Below are 13,702 nucleotides of genomic sequence, written 5' to 3' on the forward strand. Positions count from 1 at the left end.
GGAGTGCCCGGCATCCCGGGCGGGCCGGTCGGATCCGGTCCCGCCCGGGATGCCTTTACTTCAGATAGGGGCCGTCGGTCCCGATCTTCCCGCTGCCGTTCAGCACGTACACCCGCAGGTTGCCCTTTCCGGGCGCGGCCACCGTGAGCCTGCCGTCGGTGACCGTTCGGGTGTCGCCCGTGACCGCGTCCCGGTACGTGCCGTTGGGTACGCCGGTGAACGTGGCGCCGCCCGAGACCGTCACCAGGGCGAAGCTGTCCGTGCCGGCCGATGTGTAGCGGCGTTTGAAGGCCATGTCGCCGGTGATGCCGTTCGTGGAGTACTGGCCCATCTGGAGCGCGGGGACGGCCCGGCGGATCTGGTTCAGGCGCTGTACGTGCTTGACCAGCGGTTGCTCCAGCGTCGTGGCGACGGCGCCGGTGGCCGAGTCGACCTTGGAGAAGTCGGAGGACTTCACCTCGCCGGCGAGACGGTCGCCGTAGTACGCCCGGCCGGTGGTCGCCAGTGGGCAACTCGGGCCGCAGTCGATCTTCTTGCCCTTCTGGAACTCTGTCTCCGAGCCGTAGTAGAGGGTCGGGATGCCGCGGAAGGTCCACATCAGGGACATGTTCTCGGCCCAGGCGTCGGTGCCGCCGGTGTAGCGTTCGCTGCTCTTGTTGGGGCCGTAGTCGTGGCTGTCGACGTAGACGACGTTGTACGTGGCGTCGTTGTAACTGTCGTCGGAGTCCTTGCCGTTGTGGAAGGCGTTGCTCGCGTCACCGAAGTTCATGTGCATGCGCATGTCGATGACGTTCATGCCGGAGAAGCGGCTGTGGTCGGGGGCGTGGTAGGTGTTGCCGTCGAGGAAGGCGTTGGTGGACGTGGGCTGGTTCCCCGTCCCCAACTGCTGCCCTAGTCGTACATCTCCAGGGCCGCCTTCTCGTCGTCGGCGCTGTACTCCTTGCGCTCCTTCCATGTGTAGAACTGGGCCGAGTGGTTGACCGAGCCCCGGTTCCACTTGTCGTTGACGAAGGCCGCGACCTCACCGAAGATGAAGAAGTTCCGGGCCGCCTCGGCGCCGTGCCGCTCGGCGACCCGTTCCTGGATGGCGGGCAGGAAACGGCGGTTCCAGGTGGTGCGGGGAATGTGGACCGCGGTGTCGACGCGGAAGCCGTCCACGCCCATGTCGATGTACTTGTTGTAGGCGCCGATCAGATGGTTCTGGACCTGAGCGTTCTCGGTGTTGAAGTCGGCGAGGTCCTCGTGCAGCCAGCAGGAACGGGAGTCCTCGCCCTCCCAGTTGCCGATCCAGCAGTTGTGGTACAGCGCCTTGGGGAACATGCCTGACGTCGGGCTGGGCCACTGGCAGTTGTAGATGGTGTAGCCCTCGGGGCTCTTGGCGCCCGTGGGTACGCCCCAGTTGACGCAGGTGTTGCCGGTCGGCTCCGCCGTGGACCACAGGTCGCCGTTGTAGTACGACTTGCCGCTCTTCGTCTCGACGGTCAGGCCGTCGTACTCGAAGCCGGGCTGCTTCTCGTCGTAGTACCAGCTCCACTGGGAGTCGCGCACACCATGGACGGTCGGTGTGAACAGCCCCTTGGCGCCCCAGCGGGAGGAGTGGTTGTAGACGACGTCCTGGTAGATCTTCATGCCCTTGGCGTGGGCCGCGTTGATGAGGTCCTGGTAGGAGGCGCCGGCGGACTCCAGGCGCGGGTCGACCTTGTAGAAGTCCCAGCCGTGGTAGCCGTGGTAGTCGTAGTCGGAGCGGTTGAGGACCACCGGGGTGACCCACACGGCGGAGAAGCCGAGGCCCTTGATGTAGTCGAGCTTGTTGATCAGGCCCTTGAAGTCGCCCCGGAACATCGGGTCGTCGTTCGCCGCGTTGCCGGACTTCTCGTGCTGGCTGCCGCCACGGTTGTTGGAACCGTCGCCGTCGTTGAAGCGGGCGGTGAGGACGAAGTAGATGGGGTCCTTGCGGGGATCGGTGCCGAGGGGCTTGCCGGCCGCGGGGGTCGGCGGCTCCGTACCGGTGGTCGCCGTCGCCGCGGTCGAGGCCGCGGAGAGGTTGCCGGCGGCGTCCACCGCCCTGACGGTGTAGCGGTAGGTGGTCCTCTCCTCCAGGTTGGCGTCGGAGAAGACGGTCGAGCCGACGTCGGTTACGAGGTCGCCCCGGGTACCGCCGGTGCGGGTGACCTGGTACGTGGTGACGCCCGTGTCGTCGGTGGACGGCTCCCAGGTCAGGACGACGGACACACCGTCGGCCCGGGCGGTGACCTCCGTCGGAACGGTCGGCGCCCGCGTGTCGGGCGCCTCGTCGGCGCACGGGTCGTCGGCGTTCTCGGTGACGGTGTTGTCCTCGACGGTGGTGATGCCGGTCGGCAGGGCGTAGTCGGCGCCCCTGTTGTTGTCCCACACGCCGTTGCCGTTGTTGAAGGCGGCCTTCATCGAGGTGGCCGTGCCGAGGTCGAGGTCCTTCTTCCACCAGCCCGCGCACGCGGCCTGCATGCCGACCCCCGGCACGGTGGTCCACGAACCGCCCGTCGGCTGGTAGTGGATGTTGACGGTGGTCCAGCCGAGGGACCGGGTGGAGTAGTAGACGGTGGCCTTGTTGCCGTCGCCCGGTGTCGGGTCCGGGTCCCCGCCGGCGCAGGGGTCGGAGTGGGCGATCACGCCGTCCTTGACCGTGATGTCGCCCGTGCCCAGGGCGTAGTTCCGTCCCGAGTTGTTGTCCCAGGTGCCCGAGCCGTTGTTGAAGGTGGCTTGCAGGCCCTGCGCGGTGCCCAAGGTGACGGTCTTCTTCACCCAGTCGGTGCAGGCGGCTTCCATCGCCACGCCGGGAACCGCGGTCCAGGAGCCGCCGTCGGGCGCGTAGTGCAGGTTGTACCGGTCCCAGTTCTTCGTCTTCGTGTAGTAGAAGACGGTCGTCGTGTTCTCGGCCGTGGCGGTGGCGGTGGTGGCCCCGGGCGAGGGGGCGGCCTGTGGTGCGGACACCAGCCCCAGGATCGCGCCGGCGGCCACCGCGGCGGCCAACGGCCGTCCGAGCGGGCGCGTTCGGATGCGTCGCATTGCGTCTCTCCAGAGAAGGCGGGTGCAAGGGCGTACGGAAAATTGCAGAAAGCTCTTTCGGCAGCCGGAAGTTACCCGCGCGGGGCGGTGGCGTAAAGGGGTCGCGCTTCAACTTTCTCGATCGACCAATCCGTGAAGTGCCGCTCGGTACAGCGCGATTGAGGTCGCGTCAATGAGGAGTCGGGACCTGTCCGAAGGGTTGACCGGTGTACGACCGTGCTCTTACGGTCACGACCGCAACATCTTGCAGTCATCTTTCTGCAATCGGTTGCACCCGCATCCTCACATGGGAGACTCCATGCACGGGCGTATCACCAGAGCGCGAAGAGGCACCGCCGCAGCGCTCGCACTCATCGCCGGCGTGGCCGGTGGCCTCGTCGCCACCGGGGCACCGGCGCAGGCTTCGCCACCCGGCGAGAAGGACGTCACCGCGGTGATGTTCGAGTGGAAGTTCGACTCGGTGGCCAAGGCGTGCACCGACACCCTCGGCCCGGCCGGCTACGGCTTCGTCCAGGTCTCCCCGCCGCAGGAGCACATCCAGGGCGGGCAGTGGTGGACCTCCTACCAGCCGGTGAGCTACCGGATCGCCGGTCGTCTCGGTGACCGCGCGCAGTTCAAGAGCATGGTGGACACGTGTCACGCGGCGGGCGTGAAGGTCATCGCCGACGCGGTCGTCAACCACATGTCGGCGGGCAACGGCACCGGGACCGGCGGTTCGTCGTACACCAAGTACAACTACCCGGGCATCTACTCGACGCCGGACTTCGACAACTGCACCTCGCAGATCAACAACTACGGCGACCGCTTCAACGTCCAGGAGTGCGAGCTGGTCGGACTCGCGGACCTGGACACCGGTGAGGACTACGTCCGCGGGAAGATCGCCGGCTACCTCGACGACCTGCTGTCCCTGGGTGTCGACGGCTTCCGGATCGACGCGGCCAAGCACATGGCCGCCGGCGACCTGGCCGCCATCAAGTCCCGGCTCAGTGACCCGAACGTGTACTGGAAGCACGAGGCCATCCACGGCGCCGGGGAGGCGGTGTCCCCCTCCGAGTACCTCGGCAGCGGTGACGTCCAGGAGTTCCGCCACGCACGGGACCTCAAGCGGATCTTCACCGGCGAGAACCTCGCGTACCTGAAGAGCTTCGGTGAGAGCTGGGGCTACATGCCCTCGGACAAGTCCAACGTCTTCGTCACCAACCACGACACCGAACGCCAGGGAGACACCCTGAGCTACAAGGACGGCGCCGCCTACACCCTGGCCCACGTCTTCATGCTGGCCTGGCCCTACGGCAACGCCGACGTCCACTCCGGCTACGAGTTCACCGACCGTGACGCCGGCCCGCCCAACGGCGGCCAGGTGAACGCCTGTTACAGCGACGGCTGGAAGTGCCAGCACGCCTGGCGCGAGATCTCCTCCATGGTCGGCTTCCGCAACACCGCACGCGGCCAGTCGGTGACCGACTGGTGGGACAACGGCGGCGACCGGATCGCCTTCGGACGCGGCTCCAAGGCGTACGTCGCCATCAACCACGAGGGCTCCTCGCTGACCCGTACCTTCCAGACCTCGCTGCCCGCCGGTGACTACTGCGACGTCCAGTCCGGCAAGGGCGTCACCGTCGACGGATCCGGCCGGTTCACCGCCACCCTCGGCGCCGGGACGGCCCTGGCCCTGCACGTCAACGCCCGGAACTGCGACGGCGGTACGGACCCCGACCCGGTGACCTCCGGCGTGTCCTTCGCCGTCAACGCCACCACCACCTGGGGCCAGAACATCTACGTGACCGGCAACCGGCCGGAACTCGGCAACTGGAATCCGGCCGGCGCCCTGAAGCTCGACCCGGCCGCCTACCCCGTGTGGGAACTGGACGTGGAACTCCCCGAAGGCACGACCTTCGAGTACAAGTACCTCCGCAAGGACGAATCGGGGAACGTGACCTGGGAAACCGGCCCCAACCGCACCGCGACCGCCACCTCCACGAAGACCACCCTCAACGACACCTGGCGCAACTGACGTTCCCGTCTCCCCGCTCGCTGTCCGGCCGCCCCCCTCCTTCCGAGGGGGCGACCCGTAATCCCTGACCCCACTGTGCGCAGTCAGTGGCGGTCCGTAGTCTCGACTGTGTGGAGGGGACAGAAAGAAACGCACCGGAGGCCCAGGATACGGACGCGGAGGCCTGACAGCGGCTGAGCGCGTACGCGGACCTCAGTGCGCCCGAGCGCCTGGAATCGTCGCGGTGATGCGCGTGTTCTGCGGCACGCTGCTGGCGGACCTGTCCGTGCACGACCTGCTCACCAGGCTGGCCGAGCACGGCGGCCCGAGGGCGGGACTGGACGCGGAGACGCTCACTCGCAGGCTCGAGGAGCTCGTGCGCTGGGGCAAACTGCTGCGCAGCACCCACACCGTCAGGGCGACGAGCATCTCCGAGTACCAGCGCTCCCGCTCCCGCTACCAGCTCTCCAAGCTGGGGGAGCGCGGCTGACGGAGTACCGCGGGTCCGCCGCCGACGCGGTGCGCAAGGCGGCGGAACTCCGCGAGCGCGAGCGGGAACTCGACGCCCGCATCGAGACCCTCGAAGCCGAGTCGGCCGCGGCCGGGACGGACCTGGCCGAGCTGCACGCCAGTGCCGGATACCGCAGCCTGCGGGAGCTCGGAGAGAAACGCGACACCGTCACCGCCCTGCACAGCGCGGCCGACGCCTTCAAGGCCGTCCGCCAGGCGCACCTGGGCGAGGAGGAGGCGGGCAGGCGCCTCACCGGCGAGGCCGGGCGCCTCGGCGAAGAGCTGGTGGAACTGAGCACCGTACACGCCGAGTCGGTACGAGAGGCCGAGCGGTCCGGAGTGGACCCCGCACACCTGGGCGAGCCCATGGCGACCCCGTCGCACCGGTCGCACCCGCCACCACGGCAGAACTGACAGCCCCAGGGAGGCGACTTCCACCTGGTCCGGCACAGCGAAGTGCTGGCGGTCGACACCGAACTCTGCACGGCCGCGCTGCACGTCTGGGACACCCGGCTCGACACCGCGCAGCCGCTGATCAGGAACCGCGTCCGCTTCGTCACCGAACTGGACGCACTCATCGAACGGTCGGACGTGGCCCACCGAGAGGCGGACGAGGCCGACGCCAGCCGGGAGCGCCTGGAAGATCAGGTGGAGCACGCGCGCACCCGGACCGGACAGCGCCGGCAGGAAACCGTGCGCGAGTCGGAGACGTACGCGGACGCGGCCGGAACGTGGACCAGGCGCCTGCGCGAACTCACCGGGCTGCCCCTGGACGACGTACTCGCCCTCCTCGCCCACGACCCGGCCGACGGCCCGCTGCCCGCCCACGCCCCCGACGAAGTGGCCGACACCGCCAGGTCCGCCGTCGACCCTTGGCTGGCGGACCTGGCCGAGGAACGCGACACCCTTGCCCTGACCGTCCGCGCACGGAAGACGGAACGCAGCGATCTACGGCACCGGCGCGAGCAATGGGAGCGCCGCACCGACCCCGAACCCGCACCCCCGCCCCACCGCACGGCTGACCGCGCCCTCGGCGCGACGGAGCAGGAGATCCTCGCCCGGGAGGCCGACGCGAAGCGTCACCTGGACGCGGTGGGACGCCAACTGCCTCCCGCGCGGAGGGACCGGAGCGACGTACACGACCTGTGCATACGGGCCGAGGAGGACGAGCGGAAGTGGCACGAGGCACTCGCCGCGCAGGAGACCGAGGTGCTGGCCCGCGGCAGGAGACTGCGCGCGGCCCTCGCGCTGCCGGGCGTACTGAAGGGAGCGGGCCTCGACACCGACGCGGACGGGGGGCGGTCCTGAAGTCCCCGGACCCCGTCCACCAGGGCGTGCGGGGGCGCATCACGGCACTGGGCCTGCTGACCGACGCCGTGCGCCGCGGCCTGGACGCCGAACGCCACCACATCTCCGACACCACCCTCCTCACCCGCCACACCGAACTGCGCGACCAGCTCTCCGGCGGCTATGACGCGACCGTTGAGGAGAACGACGGCATCAAGTTGTGCCGGCTCGTCGACGACCAGGGCCCGCGGGACATCGCCGAGGTCGGCGAACGCATCGCGGCCGAGGCCGCCGAGGCACGCGACCGTCTGACGGAGCGCGAACGCGAGGTCTTCCAGCGCTTCCTGACCGGAGATCTGGGCGACCACCTGTCCGCACAGGTCCTGGCCGCGGGAGCCCTGGTCTCCGCCCTCAACACCACCCTCGCCACGGTCCGCACGTCACACGGCCTGGGCGTCACCCTCGACTGGAAGCTGGCCGACGGCGTGGAGGCGGACGTCAAGGCGGCCGTCGACCTCCTGCGCAGCCCCTCGGGCCTGCGCACCCGCGAGCAGTCCGAGCAGCTGCGCGAAGTCCTCCAGCGCCGTATCGAGGACGCCCGCCGCGCCGATCCGGCCGCCGGGTACGCGGCGCACCTGCGCACCGCCCTGGACTACCGGGACTGGTTCACCTTCACCCCTTGGGTGGTGGACGACGCGGCACCGGGCAGCCGCCGCAAACTCTCCGGCCGCACCGGCCTGAGCCAGGGCGAACAGCGGGTCCTGTCCTACTGGTCCTCTTCGCCGCGGCGGCGGCGCACTTCACGGGCCTCGCCGACGCCGCCCCGCACACCCCCCGCTTCATCCTCCTCGACGACGCGTTCGCGAAGGTCGACGAGCCCACGCACGCCCGCCTCGGCCGCATCCTGGTCGACCTGGACCTCGACTTCGTCCTCACCAGCGAACGCCTGATCGGCAACTGGCCCGACGTGCCGTCCCTGCACATCTACGAGTGCCTGCGCGACCCGCACGTACGGGGCGTGGCGACGCTCCACTACACGTGGAACGGACGGCAGCGGAGACTGATGCCGGTATGAGGGCATCCGATCCCCCACACGAGGGCTCTCTGGACGCCGAGACCCTCGCCTTCCTCACCCGTCCGGGCCTCACCCGCCTCTGGACGGCGGCCCGCACCCGCCTCGAACGCAACGGCCTCCAGCCCACCGGAACCATGAGACTCCAGCACCTGGACGCACCGGAACGCGAGGCCCTCTCCCTCCTCCTGGCCAGACCCGTCACCGGCCCCACCGCCACGATCGTCCTCCCCGACCTGGACGCCCGCCTGCGCGCCAGCGCGGCCGGCCGGGGCCTGGCCGCGACCCTGGAGGAACTGGGCCCGCCCCTGACGGGCCGCAGGGCGCTCCGCGACGCGGCGACGGCCGAACGGGCCCGCGTCTGGTCGACGGCCCGGACGGAGCTGGAGTCCACCTCCCTGTCGTCCCATCCCTGGACGGAGTGCTGGCTGGAGGACCTGCGCCGCGGCGGCACCCTCACCCGCCAGGACCCGCACACCGCGACCACGGTCGTCACCCAGTCCATCCGCACCCTGGCCACCCTCTTCCCGGACGGCAACGCGCACCCCGCCCCCGCCCCCTGGGGCCGCGGCGAACTGGCCACCCGCACCACCGGCTCCGCCCACGGCCTGGACGACGGCACCCTGCTGTCCCGACTGGTCCTGCGCGGCATAGCCCTGGCGCACGACACCGACTTCCCCACCGACGCCCCCGCCCGCCGGGCCCTGTGGCGCACGGCCTCGGTCACCCCGGACGAGGTCTCCAGCACGGTCCTCACCTACGGCCTGCGCCCCACCGGCACCACCTGGCAGGAGACGGCCCTGCGCGACCGCGCCGACCACCACGGGGAAACCCACCTGACCCTGCGCGGACTACGCACCCTGCCCCTGCGGCTGCCGCCCGGCACCCGGGTCCACGTCTGCGAGAACCCCCGCGTGGTCGAGGCCGCCGCCGACACCGCCCGCACCGCGCCCCTGGTCTGCACCTCGGGCAGCGCGACGACGGTCGTCCTCACCCTCCTCGACACCCTGGCGGCGTCCGGCTGCACCTTCGCCTACCACGGCGACTTCGACTGGCCCGGCATCACCCTCGCCAACCGCGTCACCCGGCGTTACGCGGCCGCACCGTGGCGCATGCGCGCCCCCGACTACGAGCACCTGGCAACCCGCACCCAACTCCACGACACCCCGCACCTCCCCCTCACCGGCCCACCGGTGGAGGCCGCGTGGGACCCGGAACTGGCGCCCGCCATGGAGGCGCTGGGTGTCGCCCTGCACGAGGAGGCGGCGCTGGATCTGCTGCTGGAGGACCTCGACTGAGGTCAGACGGCGAGCCCGCCCGCGGCGAGAAGGTCGGCGACGTCGCTCACCAGACTCCTGCCCAGGCTTTCGGCGGTACCGAGTTTTGCCTCGAAGTCCCGGAGGTCCCGGAAGACCTCGGCGTAGGCTTCCTGTCCCGGCAGGGGGAGTTGGAGCACCTGCAGGCGTCGGATGTCGACGCGTGACGAGCTGGAGGCGTGGGTACCCGCCTGACGTCCGTTGGAGGGCGCGCGCAGACAGCCGGCGAGGAAATGCGCGTTCAGTTTGGCCGAGTCCACCCGCAGGGCGTACAGCTGCGGTCCCAGGGCCGTCGGGGGCCCTTCGTGCACCCATGCCCGGTAAGCGCGTACGACACCGGCAACCACGACGTCGCCCTCCTCGACGATCACGGGCGCAGATCCGGCGGGGACGAGCCCGCTGGGAGTACCGTCCGTCAGAAGGTCGGCAACAGTGAGGAGAGGCACGGAGTCTCTGCCGGGTGCCGTCGTGCCGTCCAAGGGCTGTTGCCCGGAACGGAGAGACAGAGCACCGGCTTTGACGAGGTCGCCCACGCTGGTCGTGGTCTGCGGCGTGTGGGTCGAGAAACTCAGTTCCGACAGCCGTTCGGCTCGCCGGGCCAGGTCGGTCAGCGCCGTCCCCGCTTCCCGCCAGGCCGCCGCGAGTTCGAGGCCGGACGGTTCGGCGGTCGTCGACGCGTAGCGTCCAGGGGTGACGTCCACCTCGTCGTCCAGGAGTTCGATGAGGGGAACGCGGACGGCCCCGTCCGGCAGATCGGCGTCCGGGCGGTCGAGTACCTCCAGCGCGGAGAGGGCGAAGGCCCGCAGTGGCTCCCAGTGGGGACCGGATTCACGTGTGCCGGTTCTGGCGAACCGTGTGGCGTCGACGAGGAGTACGTCGTGTCCGGGCGGCACCGCGGCCGAGCCGTCCGGTGCCGCTCTGAGGATCCACAGTTGGAGCGAGACGCTGTGCGGCTGGGCACTGCCCGGCGGGAGGGCCACCACGGCGCGGAGCGCGCCGGTCCGCAACAAGGAGCCCCGGATACGTCGGCCCGCCTTGCGCGAGGCGACCGCCGGAGGCAGGACGACGACGGCCGCCCCGCCCGGCTTGAGGTGGGCGAACAGGTGCTGCACCCAGGCCAGTTCCGGCTCGGTCCGCGGCGGGAGACCGTGTGTCCAGCGTTGATCGGTGGCGAGTTCCGTGTAGCCCCAGTCACGTTCGTTGAACGGCGGGTTGCAGAGTGCGATGTCCACCCGCGCTCCGGTGAACGGATCCTCGCGCAGAGCGTCCGCCGTGACGATCTCCGTACGGACATCGTGGTCGTCCGTGACGAACGCCAGCCGTGCGGACGCCAGCGCGGCGAGGGCGGGATCCCGCTCGCACGCCAGCACCGACAGACCCGAGCCCGCGCCCTCCTGAACGGCCGCAGCCGCCAAGTGCCCCGTTCCGCATGCCGGATCGAGAACGGTGAGCTTCTCGCCGGCTTCCTCGCCGCTCCCGCCGACACGGACGCCGAGCGCGATCCGCGCCATCAGCGCGGCGAGCGGCGGAGGCGTCGTACTGAGCTGACGCACATGCGTCTCGAGCCACCTTTGCAGCAGGAACTCGAACGTCTCGCGCGCCCCCTCGTCCCGCCCCAGCTTCGCCGCCTCGGCCGCCAACTTCTCGGCCTCCGCCGTGAGTTCCGTGCGCGAGCTGCGTGCCCGGGGGGAGCGCATGCGGCGGGCCGCCTCGGCGATGGCCAGGCCCGACTCGTCCCTGCTGCCCAGCGCCTCGAACCGGGGCCACAGAAGTTCGCGCCCCCCGATGGAGTCGAGTTTGCCGTTGTCCCTCAGCCACTGCTCGACCTCGGCCAGGGAGAACTGGGGGCTGACGTCCGTGCCGCCGATGCGGGTGGGGAAGGAGTCGTGGCGCCGCCGCCAGTTGCTCACCGCGGCACGCCCCACGCCCGCGATCCGGGCGATCTCGGCGAGGCTGACGGGTACGGAGTCGGATGTACTCATCGGCAGTCTCCGAGGTGCTGGGGGCGCTCGTGTGCGGGCCGGCGGTGGAAGGGTCTCTGGGTGGCTTTACATGAGAGGCTACTACGCTCATTGACTTTGTTCACAGTGAGAATGTCCGCGTCGCTGTGCGGGAAGTGTGGAGGACGGGAGAAATGCAGGAATTCACGCCGGGAACGGTGCTCCTGGACCGTTACCGGCTCACATCGGTCCTCGGCCGCGGTTCGATGGGCCATGTCTGGCAGGGCCGTGACCTGCGTCTGGACCGACCCGTGGCCGTCAAGACGGTCGCAGCGGACCTGCTCGCCGTCCCCCGGAGCCGGGAAGAGGCGTTGCGGCGCTTCCAGCGCGAGGCCAAGGCCGCGGCACGCCTCCACCACCCCAACACGACCACCGTCTTCGACGCGTCGATCACGGACGGCACCTGCTGCCTGGTCATGGAACTGATCGAGGGCACCACCCTCGAATTCCTCTTCGACCAGCAGGACGACGGCCGGTTCGACGTGCCCACGGCCGCCGCCGTCGCGGCCCAGCTGTGCGCAGGCCTGTCGGCCGCCCACGCGGCCGGCCTCGTCCACCGTGACCTCAAGACCCAGAACGTCATGGTCCGAGGGGACGGCGTGGTGAAGATCCTGGACTTCGGGCTGGTGAAGGTCCTGACCGACACGGACCCGCGCCTGACCATGACCGGCGAGAGCATCGGCAACATCGCGTGCGCCTCGCCCGAACTGCTCTCCGGGCAGGACCGGCTCGACGGACGCAGCGACCTCTACGCCGTGGGCTGCCTGCTGCACCACATGCTCACCGGCGAGACCCTCTTCGCCACGGACCAGCCGGCCCTGCTGGCGACCCACCACCTGACCTCACCGCCGCCCGCGATCGAGGACGCGGGTGTCGATGTCCCGCGCGGCTTGGGGGAACTGGTCACCGCCCTGCTCGCCAAGCGACCGGACGACCGCCCGTCCTCCGCGACCGAGGTGTACGCGGCCCTCGCCCCCTATCTGCCGGCCCCCAGCCCCCGGCTGGCCGTCCGGCCCGCCGCACCGGAGGACCCCCGCCGCCCCTTCCTGGTCCCGCAGGGACCGAGCCCCGTGTGAACGGTGCGAAGATGACCCCGTCGACCGGGTGCGCGGGCTCGCTCCCGGACGCAGGGGAGTGAAGGGCGCCACGGGCGCCGGGACTGGGACTGGGGACGAGCGCGATGCGGCGAAGCCTGGGACGGTACGAGCTCACCCGGGAGCTGGGCCGGGGCGGCATGGGGGTCGTGTGGGCGGCGTACGACCCGCGGCGCGGCGGTGAGGTCGCCGTGAAACTCCTCCAGCCCCGCCAGGGCGCCTCGGACTTCACCTCCCTGGAGCGCCGCTTCCTCCGCGAGGCGCGCCTCACCGCCCGGCTGCGCCACCCGGGCATCCCCGCCGTCCACGACCACGGCAGCCACGAGGGCCGGCTCTACCTGGTCATGGACCTCGTCCCCGGCCGGGCCCTCGACGCCGTCCTCGAGAGCGACGGCCCGCTGTCCGTCGAGCGCGCCGCGGACGTCACCCGGCGCACGGCCGAGGTGCTCGCCCACGCCCACGCCGAGAGCGTCGTGCACCGCGACCTCAAACCGTCGAACCTGATGCTCACCCCCGACGGCGAGCTGAAGGTCCTCGACTTCGGCGTCGCCGCCGCCCTCGACCCGCAGCCCGGCGAGACCCGCTTCACCGCGGCGAACGGCACGCCCGGCACGGTGATGTACATGGCCCCCGAGCAGGCCGTGGGGGAGACGGTGCCCGCCAGCGACCTCTACTCCCTGGGCTGCGTCCTCTACGAGCTGCTCACCGGCGCCCCGCCCTTCGCCACCGGCAGCCAGTTCCTCCTCTACCACCGGCACGCGCACGACCCCGTACCGCCGCTCGACGAGCGCCGCCCCGGCGTCCCGGCCGGACTGCGGGAACTGGTGGAGGCGCTGCTGGAGAAGAAGCCCGAGGACCGCCCCGCCTCCGCGACCGAGGTGGCCGCACGGGCGGCCGCCTGGGCGTCCACCCCGGTGAGCCCCGCGAAGCCGGTGATCCCGCACCCCCGGCTGGCCGAGATCGACCGCGTCCGCCGGGCGGGCCGGCCCGCCCGCGCCCTGGAGGAGTACGGCGACCTCCTGGCCGCTCCCGGTCTTGGCCGGGCCGACGTCCTCGCCGCCCGCGTCGGGCACGCCCTGTGCGTGGGCGGCCTCGGCCGCACCCGTGAGGCACTGGACGAACTGAAGTCGGTCCTCGCCGAGCAGCGCAGCCTCCTCGGCCCGGACGACCCCGGAGTGCTGGACACCCGGTATGAGATCGCCGTACTGCTGGCCCGCACGGGCGAGCGCCACGCGGCACGGGAACTACTGAAGCGGCTGGCGGACGACGAGGACCGGATCCTCCTCGCCCCCGAGCCCCGGCAGGGGCGCGCCCGAACCCTGCTGGACCGGCTCGGGCGCATCGCGTGACCGGCCGAGCACCCGCCTTTTCGTAATCTATGTTCA

Annotated in this window: 9 protein-coding genes and 1 pseudogene; 8 read left to right on the forward strand and 2 right to left on the reverse strand. The window is 70.8% G+C overall.

Annotation, left to right across the window (positions count from 1 at the left end; translation table 11 throughout):
• Positions 1–55: 55 nt before the first annotated feature.
• Positions 56–3,045, reverse strand: a pseudogene (locus tag ACZ470_RS15255) (carbohydrate binding domain-containing protein).
• Positions 3,046–3,343: 298 nt separating this feature from the next.
• Between ACZ470_RS15255 and ACZ470_RS15260 the strand changes: the two are divergent.
• The 6 genes from ACZ470_RS15260 (at position 3,344) to ACZ470_RS15285 (ending at position 9,205) form a co-directional block, all read left to right on the forward strand.
• Entirely contained in the window at positions 3,344–5,059 is a 1,716-nt protein-coding gene (locus ACZ470_RS15260) for a carbohydrate-binding module family 20 domain-containing protein (RefSeq protein WP_468427363.1), read from the forward strand.
• Positions 5,060–5,285: 226 nt separating this feature from the next.
• Positions 5,286–5,528: a DUF2397 family protein gene (locus tag ACZ470_RS15265; protein WP_468427364.1), complete on the forward strand. Its 243-nt coding sequence runs from the start codon at positions 5,286–5,288 to the stop codon at positions 5,526–5,528.
• Between the two features lie 29 nt (positions 5,529–5,557).
• Positions 5,558–5,962: a hypothetical protein gene (locus ACZ470_RS15270; protein ID WP_468427365.1), complete on the forward strand. Its 405-nt coding sequence runs from the start codon at positions 5,558–5,560 to the stop codon at positions 5,960–5,962.
• Between the two features lie 42 nt (positions 5,963–6,004).
• A complete protein-coding gene (locus ACZ470_RS15275) occupies positions 6,005–6,856 on the forward strand; it encodes a hypothetical protein (RefSeq protein ID WP_468427366.1) in 852 nt (283 codons plus the stop codon).
• A 199-nt stretch (positions 6,857–7,055) separates the two neighbouring features.
• A complete protein-coding gene (locus ACZ470_RS15280) occupies positions 7,056–7,910 on the forward strand; it encodes an SbcC/MukB-like Walker B domain-containing protein (RefSeq protein WP_468427616.1) in 855 nt (284 codons plus the stop codon).
• On the forward strand, positions 7,907–9,205 hold the full coding sequence (locus ACZ470_RS15285) for a TIGR02679 family protein (RefSeq protein ID WP_468427367.1): 1,299 nt from the start codon (positions 7,907–7,909) through the stop codon (positions 9,203–9,205). Before ACZ470_RS15280 ends, ACZ470_RS15285 begins: the two co-directional genes overlap by 4 nt.
• Positions 9,206–9,207: 2 nt before the next feature.
• Here the strand turns inward: ACZ470_RS15285 and ACZ470_RS15290 are convergent, their stop codons facing one another.
• Positions 9,208–11,205, reverse strand: coding sequence for an N-6 DNA methylase (locus ACZ470_RS15290; RefSeq protein WP_468427368.1), 1,998 nt, complete (start codon positions 11,203–11,205; stop codon positions 9,208–9,210).
• A 152-nt stretch (positions 11,206–11,357) separates the two neighbouring features.
• Between ACZ470_RS15290 and ACZ470_RS15295 the strand changes: the two genes are divergently transcribed.
• Entirely contained in the window at positions 11,358–12,299 is a 942-nt protein-coding gene (locus tag ACZ470_RS15295; protein WP_468427369.1) for a serine/threonine-protein kinase, read from the forward strand.
• 104 nt (positions 12,300–12,403) lie between these two features.
• Positions 12,404–13,666: a serine/threonine-protein kinase gene (locus ACZ470_RS15300; protein WP_468427370.1), complete on the forward strand. Its 1,263-nt coding sequence runs from the start codon at positions 12,404–12,406 to the stop codon at positions 13,664–13,666.
• Positions 13,667–13,702 lie beyond the last annotated feature (36 nt).

This window comes from Streptomyces sp. NPDC031111 (assembly GCF_055570675.1).